Source organism: Mesorhizobium wenxiniae, from assembly GCF_002284535.1.
Taxonomy (GTDB): domain Bacteria; phylum Pseudomonadota; class Alphaproteobacteria; order Rhizobiales; family Rhizobiaceae; genus Mesorhizobium; species Mesorhizobium wenxiniae.
The window spans coordinates 261,240-276,626 of sequence record NZ_NPKH01000023.1; the positions used below are offsets into that span (position 1 = coordinate 261,240).

Annotated in this window: 15 protein-coding genes; 2 read left to right on the plus strand and 13 right to left on the minus strand. The window is 62.9% G+C overall.

The window, feature by feature from the left end; translation table 11 throughout:
• Positions 1–42: 42 nt before the first annotated feature.
• The 13 genes from CIT31_RS17745 to CIT31_RS17805 form a co-directional block, all read right to left on the minus strand.
• On the minus strand, positions 43–1,572 hold the full coding sequence (locus CIT31_RS17745) for a DegQ family serine endoprotease (RefSeq protein WP_095519923.1): 1,530 nt from the start codon (positions 1,570–1,572) through the stop codon (positions 43–45).
• A 130-nt stretch (positions 1,573–1,702) separates the two neighbouring features.
• Positions 1,703–2,170: a cytochrome c-type biogenesis protein gene (locus tag CIT31_RS17750; RefSeq protein WP_029354584.1), complete on the minus strand. Its 468-nt coding sequence runs from the start codon at positions 2,168–2,170 to the stop codon at positions 1,703–1,705.
• Entirely contained in the window at positions 2,167–4,158 is a 1,992-nt protein-coding gene (locus tag CIT31_RS17755; RefSeq protein WP_095519676.1) for a heme lyase CcmF/NrfE family subunit, read from the minus strand. The genes CIT31_RS17750 and CIT31_RS17755 overlap by 4 nt, the downstream gene beginning before the upstream one ends.
• 74 nt (positions 4,159–4,232) lie before the next feature.
• Positions 4,233–4,676 carry a cytochrome c maturation protein CcmE gene (ccmE, locus tag CIT31_RS17760; RefSeq protein WP_065010432.1) on the minus strand — a complete coding sequence of 148 codons (444 nt, stop codon included), beginning with the start codon at positions 4,674–4,676 and terminating at the stop codon, positions 4,233–4,235.
• 3 nt (positions 4,677–4,679) lie between these two features.
• Positions 4,680–5,813, minus strand: a complete 1,134-nt coding sequence (gene ccmI, locus CIT31_RS17765; protein ID WP_095519677.1) for a c-type cytochrome biogenesis protein CcmI — start codon at positions 5,811–5,813, stop codon at positions 4,680–4,682.
• 115 nt (positions 5,814–5,928) lie between these two features.
• Complete coding sequence (locus tag CIT31_RS17770; protein WP_029354590.1) at positions 5,929–6,369, minus strand: hypothetical protein; 441 nt, start codon at positions 6,367–6,369, stop codon at positions 5,929–5,931.
• 177 nt (positions 6,370–6,546) lie between these two features.
• Positions 6,547–7,998 carry an ATP-binding protein gene (locus CIT31_RS17775; protein WP_029354592.1) on the minus strand — a complete coding sequence of 484 codons (1,452 nt, stop codon included), beginning with the start codon at positions 7,996–7,998 and terminating at the stop codon, positions 6,547–6,549.
• The gene (locus CIT31_RS17780; protein WP_095519678.1) at positions 7,982–8,647 is read right to left on the minus strand and encodes a response regulator transcription factor; all 666 of its coding nucleotides are present in this window, start codon (positions 8,645–8,647) and stop codon (positions 7,982–7,984) included. The genes CIT31_RS17775 and CIT31_RS17780 overlap by 17 nt, the downstream gene beginning before the upstream one ends.
• 121 nt (positions 8,648–8,768) lie before the next feature.
• Positions 8,769–9,068 carry a hypothetical protein gene (locus tag CIT31_RS17785; protein WP_095519679.1) on the minus strand — a complete coding sequence of 100 codons (300 nt, stop codon included), beginning with the start codon at positions 9,066–9,068 and terminating at the stop codon, positions 8,769–8,771.
• A gap of 175 nt (positions 9,069–9,243) precedes the next feature.
• On the minus strand, positions 9,244–9,648 hold the full coding sequence (locus CIT31_RS17790) for a DUF3168 domain-containing protein (RefSeq protein WP_095519680.1): 405 nt from the start codon (positions 9,646–9,648) through the stop codon (positions 9,244–9,246).
• 129 nt (positions 9,649–9,777) lie between these two features.
• Positions 9,778–10,044 (minus strand): DUF1488 family protein, encoded by a 267-nt coding sequence (locus CIT31_RS17795; protein WP_095519681.1) that lies wholly within the window; start codon positions 10,042–10,044, stop codon positions 9,778–9,780.
• Between the two features lie 12 nt (positions 10,045–10,056).
• Positions 10,057–10,305 carry a hypothetical protein gene (locus CIT31_RS17800; protein ID WP_095519682.1) on the minus strand — a complete coding sequence of 83 codons (249 nt, stop codon included), beginning with the start codon at positions 10,303–10,305 and terminating at the stop codon, positions 10,057–10,059.
• A gap of 256 nt (positions 10,306–10,561) precedes the next feature.
• Positions 10,562–12,115: a trimethylamine methyltransferase family protein gene (locus CIT31_RS17805; protein WP_095519683.1), complete on the minus strand. Its 1,554-nt coding sequence runs from the start codon at positions 12,113–12,115 to the stop codon at positions 10,562–10,564.
• Positions 12,116–12,295: 180 nt separating this feature from the next.
• Here CIT31_RS17805 and CIT31_RS17810 point away from each other — a divergent pair, with 180 nt between their 5' ends.
• Together CIT31_RS17810 and CIT31_RS17815 are read left to right on the plus strand one after the other, a co-directional pair.
• On the plus strand, positions 12,296–12,934 hold the full coding sequence (locus CIT31_RS17810; protein ID WP_095519684.1) for a TetR/AcrR family transcriptional regulator: 639 nt from the start codon (positions 12,296–12,298) through the stop codon (positions 12,932–12,934).
• Between the two features lie 180 nt (positions 12,935–13,114).
• Positions 13,115–15,274, plus strand: a complete 2,160-nt coding sequence (locus CIT31_RS17815) for a transglycosylase domain-containing protein (RefSeq protein WP_095519685.1) — start codon at positions 13,115–13,117, stop codon at positions 15,272–15,274.
• The last annotated feature ends 113 nt before the right edge of the window (positions 15,275–15,387 follow it).

A 15,387-nucleotide genomic window follows, 5' to 3' on the forward strand; every position in this document is an offset into this window, starting at 1 on the left:
GCTCGGGGGTGTTTGAAACCGCCGCACCGGAAGATTTGGACCTCAGCCCTTGGCGACAGGCAGCGCGACGAAGCGGTTGCTATCGTCGCGGGTGATCTGCATCAGCACCGCCTTTCGGCCCGACTTCACCGCATCGGCCATGGCCTTGGCGACGTCGTCGGTGCCATTGACCTCCGTCGAATTGACCGAGGTGATGACGTCGCCGGGCTGGATGCCGCGATCGGCGGCATCGCTGTCGGGATCGACATCGGTTACCACAAGCCCTTTGCCATCGTCGGACCTGGTGACGGTGAGACCGAGATCGGCCAGCGTATCGGCCTTTGCCGAAGCGGAAGGTTGCTGGTTGGCCGAAGCCTGCTTGTCGCTCGAAGGCAGCGTGCCGAGATCGACCTTGACGGTCTCACTCCTGCCGTCACGCCACAGCGTGACGTCGACGGGCTTGCCGGGCTGGTAGGCGCCGATCAGACGGGCGAGTTCCTTCGGCGAAGCGACGTCCTTGCCGTCCACCTGAGTGATGACGTCACCGGCGGTGATGCCGGCCTTCTTGCCGGGACCATCCTCCTGCGCGCTGGAAACGAGCGCACCCTTATCGGACTTCAGCCCGAGCGATTCGGCGATTTCTGAGGTGACCGGTTGGATCTCGACGCCAAGCCAGCCGCGCTGGACGGTGCCGTCCTTCATCAGATCCTGCACGACCTGCTTGGCCGTCGAGGCGGGAATGTCGAAGGCAATGCCCACGCTGCCGCCGGACGGCGAGAAGATCGCGGTGTTGATGCCGACAACCTGACCGTTGAGGTTGAAGGTCGGGCCGCCCGAATTGCCGCGGTTCACCGAGGCGTCGATCTGGATGAAGTCGTCATAGGGGCCGGCGCCGATATCGCGGCCACGGGCCGAGACGATGCCGGCGGTGACCGTGCCGCCGAGGCCGAACGGATTGCCGACGGCCACGACCCAGTCGCCGACGCGAACCTTGGAATCGTCGGCGAAGTCGACATAGGTGAACTTGCCGTCGCCTTCGACCTTGAGCACAGCGAGGTCGGTGCGAGGATCTGTGCCGACCAGCTTGGCGTCGAGTTCCTTGCCGTCATGCATCACCACCGTGAAGGACGAGCCGTCTCCGACGACATGGTTGTTGGTGACGAGGTAGCCATCCTCGGAGATGAAGAAACCGGAACCCTGGGCGACCGGCCGCGGCTGGCGGTCACGGCGTTCGAAACGCCGCATTCCATCCCGGCCATCCTGATCGCCAAAGCCACGGAACTCCCTGAAGAAGCGGCGCAATTGCGGATCGTCGGGAAGATTGCCGAAGGCGTCGGGCAGGTCGGAGCCGTCGTCGGCGGTCGTTTCTATCTTGGCTTTGACGCGGACACTGACGACCGCCGGCGAAACGCGCTCGACCACGTCGGCGAAGCTCGGGACCTGCGGTGCCTCGACACGCACCGCCTCGGCCAGGACCGGGGCTGTCCCGGTGGCAACCGCGCCGAAGCCGATCGCGCCGGCAATGGCCACTGAAGCGGCGGCAGCCAACAGGCGTTTGCGGGTGCGGGGATTTGAATTGGGGGCAATATTCATGGGTCTCGTATCCTCTTTCAAGGGATGCGCTTCGGTCGGCATCCTCGGGCAAGAGAAATAGGGGCGCGCACATTACGGCGCCATTTCCGGTGCATGAAACTTTTGTAATGTTTGCGGGCGGCCGCCGCCTTCAGTCCCGGTGCAAAATAGTGTCCAGCTCCGCCTGCTCCTCGGCGGTCAACGCATTGGTTGCCGTCGAACGGCGCGACCGGGCGGTCAATACTATGAAAATCCCGCCGGCAAAGAGCAGAAACACCGGCGTACCCCACAACAGCGCATTGCGCAGGCTGAAGCGCGGCTTCAACAGCACGAACTCGCCGTAGCGGGAAACGATGTAGTCTATCACCTGCCGGTCGGTGTCGCCGGCGACGAGGCGCTGGCGCACCAGCACGCGCAGGTCGCGGGCAAGGTCGGCATCGGATTCGTCGATCGACTGGTTCTGGCAAACCATGCAGCGCAGCTGCTCCGAAAGCGTCCGCGCCCGCGCCTCGAGCGCCGGGTCGGCCAGAACCTCGTCGGGCTTCACCGCAAGTGCGGCGCCGGCAAACAACAGCGTCAGCAGCAAGACTAAGGAGGCCAGTGAAAATCTTGCGGTCATAGCAGGCTCGCGGAAGGTACGGCGCCCGCCGACTTGCGACGGCGGGACGGTGCCCCGACGCGCAGGCGCCGGTCCATGAGCGACATCGCGGCACCCGCCATCATGACAAGGCCGCCACCCCAGATCAGCGTCACCAGCGGCTTCCACCACAGCCGCACCACGACAGAACCGTCGGTCCCCTCATCGCCAAGCGAGAGATAGAGCTGGCTGAAACCGATCGTCTTGATACCGGACTCGGTCGTGGTCATCTGTCGGACCGGATAGGAGCGCTTGGCGGAGGTGATTACAGCGGTAGTGCTTCCATCGGCGCCGAGCAGAGCGAAGCGGCCGCGATCCTCGCTATAGTTAGGTCCCTGGGCCGGATAGAGCCCTTCGAAACGCAGCATGTGGCCGGACAGTTGCACGGTCTCGCCAGCATGCATCGACAAGATCTTCTCGGTGCCGAAGCAAAGCGTGCCGACGATGCCCAGCGTCGTCAGCCCGAGGCCAAGATGGGCGAGTGCGGTGCCGAAGACCGAACGCGGCAGGCCGGCGAAGCGCCTGAGCATGACGCCGGGCGCGACAGTGCCGAAGCCGGACTTGACGGCAATATCGGTGAGCGCGCCGCAGATCAGCCAGAAGGCCAGGCCGACGCCAAGTGCCGCGAACACCGAGGCGCCATCGATGAACAAGGCCGTTACCAGCACGGCCAGAAGCGCTGCGGCGAAGGCCGCCATCAGGCGCTGGGCGACGGCGAAGATGTCGCCGCGCTTCCAGGCCAGCAATGGTCCGAACGGGACCACGACCAATAGCGGCACCATCAGCGGTCCGAATGTCAGGTTGAAGAACGGCGCGCCGACCGAAATTTTATCGGCTGAAACGGCCTCGACCGCCAACGGATACAATGTGCCGATCAGCACGGTGGCAGTGGCCGTGGTCAGGAACAGGTTGTTGAGGACCAGCGCTCCTTCGCGCGAGATCGGATGAAACAGGCCGCCCGCCGTCAACCTCGAGGCGCGCAGGGCGAACAACGCCAACGATCCGCCGATGAACAGTGTCAGGATGCAGAGAATGAACACGCCTCGCGTCGGATCGGTGGCGAAGGCGTGGACGGAAGTGAGCACGCCTGAGCGCACCAGGAAGGTGCCGAGCAGCGACAGCGAGAAGGTCAGGATCGCCAGCAACAGTGTCCATATCTTCAGGGCCGAGCGCTTTTCCATGACGATCGCCGAATGGAGCAGCGCCGTGCCCCCCAGCCAAGGCATGAAGGAGGCGTTCTCGACCGGATCCCAGAACCAGAAACCACCCCAGCCAAGTTCGTAATAGGCCCAGTAGGAACCCATGGCGATGCCGCCGGTCAGGAACATCCAGGCGACCAGCGTCCATGGCCGCACCCAGCGGGCCCACGACGCGTCGATGCGGCCTTCGATGAGGGCGGCGACCGAGAAGGAAAAGCAAATCGAGAAGCCGACATAGCCGAGATAGAGCAGCGGCGGATGGATGGCGAGGCCGAGATCCTGCAGGATCGGATTGAGATCGCGGCCCTCGATCGGCGCCGGATTGAGCCTGGCGAACGGGTTTGATGTCGCCAGGATGAACAGGAAAAAGGTGGCGCCGATCGCCCCTTGCACGGCCAGCACATTGGCTCGAAGGGCCGCGGGAAGATTGCGGCCGAAAGCCGCGACGAGGGCGCCGAAAAAGGTCAGGATCAGCACCCAGAGCAGCATCGAGCCCTCGTGATTGCCCCAAGTGCCGGTGATCTTGTAGATCAGCGGCTGCAGCGAATGCGAGTTGTCCCAGACGTTGGCCACCGAAAAATCAGACGTCGCATAGGCTATGGCCAGCGCCGCGAAGGACAGAGCGGTCAAGGTAAAGCCGGTCACCGCGACCGGACCGCCGACGGCCATCATTTTCTGGTTGTTCATGTGCGCGCCGAACATCGGCACCAGCGTCTGCACCAAAGACAGCGCGAACGCCAGGACCAGCGCGAAATGTCCGGTTTCAACCATTGTGGCGCCCGCCAGGTTTTTGTTTTGCCACAGGTTCTTGCCGCAAAACCGTGAGACACTTTTGCGGAACCTGCTTAGTCACTCTTGCTCTCCTGCCACACGCCCTTGGACTTGAGGCCGTCGGCCACCTCCTTGGGCATGTAGTTCTCGTCGTGCTTGGCCAGCACGCTGTCGGCGACGAAGACGCCGTCCGGGCGAAACGTGCCTTCTGTGATGACGCCCTGCTCCTCACGAAAAAGGTCGGGAAGAATGCCGGTGTAGGTGACCTTGACCTGCTTCTGGTTGTCGGTCACCGAAAAAGCGACGGTAGCCCCCTGACCGCGCTCGATCGTGCCTTTTTCGACGAGGCCGCCGAGCCTGATACGCTGCCCAGGCTGCAGGCTGGCGGTGGTCAGATCGGCGGGCATGTAGAAGTAGGAGGCCTTCTGGCCGAGCGCGTAGAAGGTCAGGCCGGTGGCGGCACCGAGGAAGGCCAACCCTCCGGCGATCACCGACAGTCTTTTCTGCTTGCGCGTCATGTTTTACTCCGTCGCCGTCAGGCCGAGCGAGATGGCAAAGGCGGTGAATTTCTTCGCTTCCTCACTATCTGAGCCAAAAACGGCGATACCGCGATTGAGCGCGTCGCGTGCTTGATCGGCCTTGCCCAGCACGACATAGGAACGAATAAGCTGCATCCATCCTTCCGCATCGCGCGGGTTTTGCCGAAGTCTTTCATCAAGTCCCGCAACCATGGTGTTGATCATCGCTTCCCTGTCCTGCGGCGACATCGACGAGGCTGCATCGACATTCGCGGCGTCCGGGCCTTTTGCAGGCACTCCCGAAGCGACGTTCTGCTTGGCGGATTCGGCCAGTGCCTGCTCGACGGCGCCGCGCCAGGCTGAGTCCTGCGGCAAGGCCGCTAGCATTTTCTGCCAGACAGCTGTGGCCTGCTCAGTGCGGCCTTCCTGCGCCATGCCCATCGCCAGATAAAAGCTGGCCTTCGGATTTGCCGGATCGAGCTTCAGCGCCGCCTCGAAGGCGGCCTGAGCGTCGGCCGAGACTATGCCGCCCGCTGCGCTGGCGATCGCCTCGCCGAGGCCGGCCTGGCGGGCAGCACTGTCGCCGTCGAGGCGAATGGCGTTCCGGTACGCCGTCACCGCGTCGGAAAACCGCTGCGTGCGCAGATAGACCGGCGCCAGAACGCCCCAACCCCTGCCATCGGACGGATTCGCGGCAAGGTGGGCCTCGGCGCGTGCCACCAGTTCCTCCACCGAACTGTCGGCGGGATTCTTGGCCAGTCGCTCGCTGAGCGGCTGCGACGGCAGATCGGGCGAGCCGAGCTGGCTGTACAAGCCCCAACTGACCAGCGGAACCGCCAGGACCGCGGCCGTCGCAACCAGCCTGGTCGCCATTGACGGCTGCCGCGCCGCTGACTTGTCGGCGGCATTGTCAAGTCGAAGGATGCGGCGGGCGATCTCCGCACGCGCCTCTTCGGCCTCCGCCGGCTGGATCAGGCCACGCGCCACGTCCAGGTCAAGCTCGGACAACTGGTCGCGATAGACTTCAAGGTCATGATCGCTGCTCGCCGTACCACCCTTCGAGCCGCTGGCCAGCGGTATCAGAACCGCCAGGCTTGCACCCAGCGTGAGAATGGCAGCTATGACCCAGAACAGCATGCTTATTCCAATAACGGCAGAGCCCTGCCCTGCCAACACAGGGGTCCTGCGACGCTTTGACGGCAGGAGCGTCGCATGTCCTTGATTGATGTCAACCGGAGCATTCGGCCGGTTGTTATGTCAGTGGCGTCCAGCTGCCATCGGCGTTGCGGCAAGCGGTTCCGCGCGCGGTGGTGCCGGCGGCACCGGTAAAGACTGTATGGGTGTATTGCCGGCAGTCCTGCGAGCCGACACGATAGGGCTGGGCGGGCACGACTTCACCGTAATGCGCCGACCGATCGCTCTTCCACCTCACCTTCTGGCCGCTCGCGGTGTACTCCAGCGCCCTGTATTCCGCTTCCAGCGCCTTGCGCTTTTCGGGATCGCTCAAACCGGTACCGATCGATCCGCTGACGAGGCCGCCTCCCATGGCGGAAATGATCGTCGTCGCGATCTTGCCGTCACTTTGCGGCGTGGCGGCCGGCTGCGGCGCCACCGTGGAGCCAGGGCTCCTGCCCAGCGTCGTGCAGCCGGAAACGGCCAGCAGTGCGGAAACGAGCGCGACGCGAATCTTCATGCCAACAACCAGTTTTCTTGAGTTAGAGCTGGGCCGCGCCATCGGGGGAAGTCAGCGTGGCCATAGTGACGATGTTTGTCGGAAATTTGGCCGCGGCCGACGGCTCCGGGACCAGTCGACATGCCGCAATATCACGCACGGTCGATCAATGTCGACTAGCCCAGCAAAAGCATAAGTCTAGTGAAGGCTCCGCAATCGAACCACCGCCTTCAACCCGCCCATGCTCGACCGTTCCAGAGCCAGAACGCCTCCATACTCGTTGACCAAGTCGGCGACAATGGCAAGTCCAAGCCCGGTCCCCGGCTTTGTCTCGTCGAGCCGCCGTCCGCGCTTCAGCGCCTCGCGCGCCTTGTCTTCGGGAATGCCCGGGCCGTCATCTTCGATGCTGATCTCGAACAGATCGACAGCACCCTCCTTGCCGACGCCACTCTTCTTGCCGGAGATCGGCGCCACCGACACGGCGACCGCGCTCTTTGCCCATTTCATGGCGTTGTCGAGCAGATTGCCAAGCAATTCTTCCAAATCCTCGCGTTCGCCGGCAAAGACAATATCGACTGCGGGCAGCGACAGCGAGAGAGCGGTCTGCGGGTTGAGTTTTTGCAGCACGCGTACCATGCGCTGGACCAGCGGCGCCACCGGCGTGCGGTAGACGACGCTGTCGCGTTGTGCCGCAACGCGGGCGCGCTGCAGATAATGGTCAACCTGCTTCTGCATCGACGCGGCCTGCTCGGCTATGAGCTGGCCCTTGGCGCCGCCGAGCGCCCGCCCCTCATTGATCAGCACCGCCAGCGGCGTCTTCAGCGAATGGGCGAGGTTGCCGACCTGCGTCCGTGAGCGCTCGACAATACGCTTGTTGTTTTCGATCAGCGCGTTGGTCTCGTTGGCGAGCGGCTCGATCTCGGCCGGGAAGCGACCGTCGAGCCTTTGCGCGGTTCCTTCGCGCACCATAGCGAGAGCGTTCCTGACCCGGCGCAATGGCTGCAGGCCCAACAGGATCGCGATGGCGTTGATGGCGATCATGCCAACGCCGAACAGGGAAAGATAGGTCAGCAGGCGACGCTGGAAGGCGCCTATTTCCTGCTCGAGCTCGGTCTTGTTGCCCATGACACGGAAGCGCGCTGCGCGATTTTTCGCGTCGAGAACGAATTCGCTCTCGAAAACTTCCAGTTCCTCGCCATCGATGCCTTCTGTCGCATAGCTGCGCTGGAAGCTGGCATTGAAAGGAACCTCGGCGACGCTTGGCGACAGGATCGCCTCGGTCATCGAGGAGGAGTGCAGCTCACCGCGTACGCCTTCCGACGCAGGCTCCACCGACCAGTACCAGCCGGAATTCGGCTCCGAGAACCGGAGGTCGCCAAGGTCGGGAGCGCCGGTCAGCGACCCGCCTTCGGACACGCCGACCGAGCCGATCAGATTGAACAGATGCGCCGACAGCAGGCTGTCGAAACCGCGCTCGCTCGCCTGGCGATAGAGGGTCGTGATCAGCGTGAAGATGACAATCAGGGTGAGTATCGCCCAGACCGTGGAAAAGGCAATCACCCGGAACGCTAGCGAACGCGGCCAGAACCGCAGTGAAAGCGGCGTTCTTGCAGTCTGTTTGAGCGGTTCCGCCTTACGCCTCCGGCTCACGCATTCGATAGCCCATGCCGCGAACGGTTTCTATCATGTCGATGCCCATCTTCTTGCGAAGCCGCCCGACAAAGACCTCGATTGTGTTGGAATCGCGGTCGAAATCCTGATCGTAAAGATGCTCGACCAGTTTCGTCCGGGACACGACCTCGCCCATATGGTGCATCAAATAGGCAAGCAGGCGGAATTCGAGCGACGTCAGCTTCAGCGGCACGCCGTCGACATCGGCCTTGGAGGCCTTGGTGTCGAGCCGCAACGGCCCGCAGGTCAACTCGGACGACGCATGGCCGGCCGCGCGCCGGATCAGCGCTCGGACCCTGGCCAGCACCTCTTCGATGTGGAACGGCTTGGTGACATAATCGTCGGCGCCGGCGTCGATGCCGGATACCTTGTCGCTCCAGCGATCGCGCGCCGTCAGCATCAGGACCGGCATCTTGCGGCCGCCGCGCCGCCAGCGCTCGACCACACTGATGCCGTCCATCTGCGGCAAGCCAATGTCGAGCACGACGGCATCATAGGGTTCGGTGTCGCCGAGGAAATGCCCTTCCTCACCGTCGAAAGCCCGGTCGACGACATAGCCGGCATCGACCAGCGCGTCCGATATCTGCCGGTTGAGATCCTTGTCATCTTCGACAACGAGTACGCGCATGCGGGGATCATACCTGTTGAAGAACTGGCCTGTTGAAGAGCTGCCCTATTTGAGAGGCTGCCCTGTCGAGAAACTGGGCGTCATCTATAGGCCGATTCCAGCGCCTGGGAAACGGCAGGGATCAGTTCAGCGGAACGACGATCTCGGTGCGGCGCGGACGCTGCCCGTCCTTGCCCGGGACCAGCACGACGATGACGCAGACCGGCTGGCCACCGCGCGTCGACTGCGACGCCTTGGCCAGCGTGCCGCCATTCTGCTCGGCAACCTGCTGACCGATCGCGTAGCAGTCGGAGGCAGCCAGGACGATCGGCCGGTTCTGCTCGGGCACGACGACCGGCAGCGCCGTCGCCTGCGACGCAAACAGACCGGCAGCGCAGAGCGCCAGTGTCGCGGTTCGGAAATGGGAGCGAAGCGTTTTCATGATCAGCGTCCTAACGCATCGGTGCTGAACGTGAAATGAACAGTGAACGCCTGCAACACATGCCTATCTCACCCCCCTGAAACGCGAGACAACCGACCCTATGATTCGCCGCCCTAACCCGGCAAACTCATCCAAGTGCCAGTCTAGACTGTGTTGCAGCCATATTGAAAGCGCGTCAGGCGTTTTCTTCCGTCACGGCGCGAAAGCGCAGCAGCCCGTGACAGGCTGAAAGATCCTCGTCGTAACGGGCCTCGGTGAATTCGAGCCTGAGATTGGCGCGGTGATGTTCGTCGAGCGCGAGCGCCGCGTCCTGGAGGCGGGTGCTGACTAGGTCCATCGCATCGAGCATTTCTTTCCGGGCCTCGGACTTCGACCAGAAATGCAGCGTGAAAAGCTGCTCGGCATCGTTCTCCGCGCCTGTTGCCCAGTCGTAGACGCTGGTCCGACCGAAGGTCACATAGGGAAACGGGACATTTTCCGGGGAATGGTCGAATAGTTTTGCGCCGCCCAATGCCGCTGACAGGTCACCGTTCACCGCTTCGAACAAGGCCTTCTGCAGCGCGGCGGCCGGCGCGGTCATAGTCTTCTCCCTCGCCCGTCACGGCTGAACAGGCCCCCGTCAGCGATTTCCGCTTGCAGCGTAGCCGCGTTGAAGTTCTGGCGCCAGATCATGGGATTTCCAAGGCCCCGATCGCGCGGACCGTCGGAATTATCGAAAATCGGCTGCGGTCAGCACATACATGCTCTTGCCGGTACGGGCATAAGCATTCCTTGCGACGTCATGTATGGGACCGACGGCCGAATCGAAAGCGGCGAGATATGTGGCTTCGGCTGTCGCCGTCCCCGGCGGTGCCCCCGAGATGGCGGCTGCATCGATAAAGAAAGAAATCTGGGACATGCCGTCATAGCCGACGAAGCGGATCCGTCGGCTCGCCTCGTCGTAGCTTCGGCTTAGGTTTGGAAATGTCAGGCTCATAATTGACGGCCGTCACGCGGCCCCCGCCTTCTTGACTGCGGCCCGCTTTTTCTTGGGAGCGACGGGATTGAGGGCTTCCGCCGCGCGGTCGGCCTCTTCCTTGGCCATCCGCAGCGCCCGCAACTTTTGAGTCTTAATGGTCCTGGCCTTGGCCTCGGAGACATATTCGGCCGTAGCCTGGTTTCGCTCCGCAGTTTTCTTTTGCTTCTCCATGAAGCGCGCTTCAGCCTTTTCCGTGATACTTTGATTGAATTCCGCCATCGATAAAATATCCCTTTTTGACCGAGGTGATGAAATTGCAATTTCCTCCTAAAATAGGAGCTCTGAGCAGAAAATTCAATTTCCGAGCTATCTTTGATCGCCCAGATTCGTAAAAATAAACTGCGGAATAATACTATTCGACAATTTCAACCAGCCCATGAACATTTTTGAGCCATCGGCTCTAAAGAGGTGAGCGGTGGCACCTCACGTGCGCTGGCAGCAACCGCGTCCCCTTTGACGCAGTTACTGGATTAGATCACGACACCGGTGCTGCGCCACCCTCTTCCGTGCGCCGCGCGATGAATTCGTCGAGAACACCTGATGTAGCAGCGGCGGAAGCCGGCGGCCGAAAATCGGCAAGCAGCCGTTTCCAGATGCCGGTCGCGCGCTCCGTGGCGGTTCTTGACCCGGCCTGCGTCCAGTTGCCGAAATTCGACCAGTCGGCGACCAGCGGCTCGTAGAATGCGGTGCGGTAGCGCGCCATTGTGTGCCCGGCCGAGAAGAAATGCCCACCCGGCTGCACTTCAGCGATAGCCTCAAAGCCGATCGCGTCCTCGTCGCCGGGCGTCGCCGCGCAGAGTTCGGCGACCGTCTGCAGCGCCTCGACGTCGGTGATCAGCTTCTCAAAAGAGACGCTCAAGCCGCCTTCGAGCCAGCCAGCGGCATGGATGCAGACCGTTGCACCCGCAAGCACCGAGCCCCACAGCGCGAACTGCGTTTCGTGGGCCGCCTGCGCGTCCGATATGTTGGCGGCGCTGCCGCCGCCGGACCGCCAAGGAAGACCGGTGAAGCGAGCAAGCTGACCGGCGCCGAGCGTCGCTTTGACGTGCTCCGGCGTGCCGAACGCCGGCGCCCCCGACTTCATGTCGACATTGGAGGAGAAGGAACCATAGACGACCGGCGTACCCGGCCGCACGATCTGGGCCAGCGTCAGCCCGGCCAGTGCTTCGGCGTGCTGCAGCGTCAGCGCGCCGGCCACAGTGATCGGCGCCATCGCGCCGGCCAGGCAGAAGGGCGTGATGATCAACACCTGCCCTGCCCTGGCAAAGTCGATGATGCCTTGCGCCATCGGAATGTCGAGCTGGCGAGGCGAATTGGTGTTGATGACGGTGTAGCAATGAGCGCCCGAACGGAATTCGTCCTCCGACAGGCCGCGCGCCAGCCGTAGCATCTCGAAGCCGTCCTCCACCTGCGGCGTGCCGCGCGCGAAGACGAACGGCAACTTGTCCGACAGCGTCAGCTGCGCGCGGTTGACTGCATAGTGGCGGAAGCGGTTGTCGATGTCCTGCGGCTCGATGCAGGGTCCCAGCATGTGCAGCACGTCGAAATGCTGCACCAGGCGGATGAAATCCTCGAAAGCGGCAAGCGTTCCCGGCCGCCGGCCGTGCTCTAGATCGGTGACGTTCGGCGCCCCGGATCCCGCCAGAAACGTCATCGAGCCGAGCTCGAGCGTCAGGTCGCGGGCACGGTCGCCGGCGTGGACACGGATCGATTTCGGCGCCGAAGCCAGTGCCGCCGCGACGATGTCGCGGCCGATGCGCACCATCTGGTTGTCCTCGTCGACCAGCGCACCGGCACGAGCAAGAATTGTGCGCGCCTCCGGCAGCAGCACCTTGACGCCGAGTTCCTCGAGTACGCGCAGTGCCGTGTCGTGGATCGCGGCGACCTGGTCGACCGAAAAGATCGGCTGCGTCAGGAACGGGTTCTTCAGCGAGCGATAGTCCGGCCGGCGGCTGGTCTCGCTGCCGGCCTCGCCGGTTCGTCCGCGCCTGCGTTCGCGCCTAAGATCACGTGCGGCGTCATCGATCATGGCGGATACTCCTCATTGCCGTATGCTTGCCGTATTGCCGTGCCTTGGGATCGTAGGGAGAAGCCGCGATGACGCGCGCCGGCCGCTCGGCCCAGTTCGTTGGAGCGGGCAGGATACTTGTACTGTACATATGTGTCTAGTACGGTTGTATGCAGCTCGCCTCATGCCTATTGTGCGGCCATGATCATGATTGCTCCGCAGGACGAGCCGGCGCCCGGCAACATCAAGGTGACGCGCTGGGACTGGATCAATCTTGCGCTCCGGACATTGATTTCAGACGGCATCGAAAGCGTGCGCGTGCTGCCGCTCGGCCAGAAGCTCGGTGTTTCGCGCTCAAGCTTCTACTGGTACTTCGAGAGCCGTCAGGATCTGCTCGACCAGTTGCTTGCCCATTGGCGGGACACCAACACCAGGGCGCTCGTCGAACGCGCGCAGCGGCCGGCCGAAAGCATCATCATGGGCGTCATGAACGTGTTCGAATGCTGGGCGGACGAGCGCCTGTTCGATCCCAGGCTCGACTTCGCCATCCGGGAATGGGCGCGTCGCTCCGACGACGTTCGCCGGGCCATCGACCAGGCCGACAATGACCGCCTCGGCGCGATCCGCGACATGTATCGCCGGCATGGCTACGATGATGAGGATGCCTTCATCCGCGCCCGCGTGCTCTACTACATGCAGATCGGTTATTATGTGCTCGACCTCAAGGAACCGGTCGAGGCGAGAGTCAGTCATCTCGCTGCCTATCTGCGCAGCTTCACCGGCCAGGAGCCAAGCAACGCCCATGTGGCGCATTTCATGCGCTTTATCGCCGCGCGGTAATATTGAAAGCGGTGCGAGTGGCAAGCTCTACTCTTCGTATCGACGAACTGGACCGCGAAAGCCTCACTCGCTCTTGTGAGCCGGGCCAAAATGGACGAATAGTCTTGGCTGGCGCGCCGCCCTGAAATTGCCCGCAAGCAGTTTTCTCAGTGGGAGGCGTAGCCGCAGCAGGATCCTGGAATGGCCAGTCCCTTGAAACCACGCAAGAGAAGAGGTCCGATTGCCGCACGACTGTTGGCGGCAGATGCGTGGTTCGATTCCTCGCTCTATGAGATCGGCTTCAAGGCACGCCGGTTCTGGGAAGCGGCCACCATTTTTTTCCGGCGCTTCCGCGTCTCCGGCTGGCGCCGCGGCATCATCGAACTGTTGAGCGAAGGTTTCACGCTCGGCGCCGGCGGCATCGTCGTCATGCTGGCGCTTGCCTTGCCGGCCTTCCAGGAAACCGCTGGCGACTGGCGTGCCCAGGGCGATTTCGCCGTCACCTTCCTCGACCGTTATGGCAACGAGATCGGCCAGCGCGGTATCATTCAGCGTGATTCGGTGCCGGTCGACGAGATGCCCGACCAGGTCATCAAGGCGGTGCTGGCCACCGAGGATCGGCGTTTCTTCGATCACCACGGCATAGATGCGCTCGGCCTTTCGCGCGCGATCTTCGCGAATGTGCGGGCGAATTCCGTGGTGCAGGGCGGCTCGAGCATCACCCAGCAGCTGGCCAAGAACCTATTCCTGACCAATGAACGGACGCTGGAGCGCAAGGTCAAGGAAGCCTTCCTGTCGCTGTGGCTTGAGGCCAATCTGTCGAAGAAGGAGATCCTGCAGCTCTATCTCGACCGCGTCTATATGGGCGGCGGCACCTTTGGCATCGAAGCGGCCGCCGATTTCTATTTCGGCAAAAGCGTCAAGGATCTGAACCTCGCCGAAGCAGCTATGCTGGCCGGCCTGTTCAAGGCACCGACCAAATATGCGCCGCACATCAACCTGCCTGCTGCCAGGGCGCGGGCCAATGTGGTGCTGTCCAATCTCGTCGAGGCAGGCTTCATGAGCGAGGGGCAGGTGCTGCAGGCGCGGCTGCATCCGGCCGAAATCGTCGACCGCGGCGAGCAGAAGAGCCCGGATTACTACCTCGACTGGGCATTCGAAGAGGTCAAGAAGATCGCGGCGAAGTCCGGCCAGCATTCGCTGGTCGCTCACACCACTTTCGACGCCAACATCCAGAAGGCGGCTGAAGAATCGATGGAGTTCCATCTCCGCCAGTTCGGCAAGGAATATAACGTCACCGAAGGCGCCATGGTCGTCATCGAAACCAACGGCGCAGTCAGGGCGATCGTCGGCGGCCGCGACTACGGTGCCAGCCAGTTCAACCGCGCAACCAAGGCGCTGCGCCAGAGCGGCTCATCGTTCAAACCTTATGTCTATGCGACGGCGATGGAGCACGGCTTCACGCCGGACTCCGTCGTTTCCGGCGGGCCGATCTCCTGGGGCGGCTGGTCGCCTCACAATTACAATGGCGGATCGGCCGGCAATGTCACGCTGATCACGGCGATGGCCAAATCGATCAACACCGTGCCGGTGCGGCTGGCCAAGAATCATCTCGGTATCAAGCCGATCAAGGCGATGGCGGAAGCCATGGGCGTCGAATCGCCGCTCGAATCGCACAAGACGATGGTGCTCGGCACATCGGGCATGACCGTGATGGACCAGGCGACAGGCTATAGTGTGTTCGCCCAGAACGGCTTTGTCGGCTCTCGGCATGGCGTCACCCAGCTGGTTACTCGTACCGGCGAGGTGGTTTACGATTTCGCCAAGGATGCGCCGCCGCCGCACCGTGTGCTCTCGGAACAGGCGCTGAAATATATGAACACCATGCTGGCGGCGGTGCCGGTGATGGGTACGGCGCGGCGCGCTGCCCTTCCCAATATCGTTTCGGCCGGCAAGACCGGCACCACGCAGTCTTACCGCGACGCCTGGTATGTCGGCTTCACCGGCAACTACACGGCTGCCGTGTGGCTAGGCAATGACGACTTCACCACGACCAACAACATGACCGGCGGCTCGCTGCCGGCGATGGTTTGGCAGCGGCTGATGGTCTATGCGCACCAGAATATCGACCTCAAGCCGATCCCCGGTCTCGATCATCCCTTCGTCGACGAGGAGATCGCCGCCAAGGCCGAGGAAGCGGAAAAGAAGGATGCCGAGCAGGCAGCGGCCGACGCCGCCGCCGAGCGCCCGCCGGTGCTGTCCAGCCAAACCACGCGGGCGCTCAGGGACATCACAAGATTGTTCCAGTCGGCGCCCGTCCTCCAGGCGCCTGCGACGCCGGAGACCCTGTCGGCGCTTTGATGCCGGCACACGGGCCAGGCCACCCTCGCGCCGGCAATTCCACAGAGGTCCGCTTGCCATGGCCCCCTCCCCCGCGATATCCCCGAGCGCACTCCTCTTTCCCGCGGCTCTTC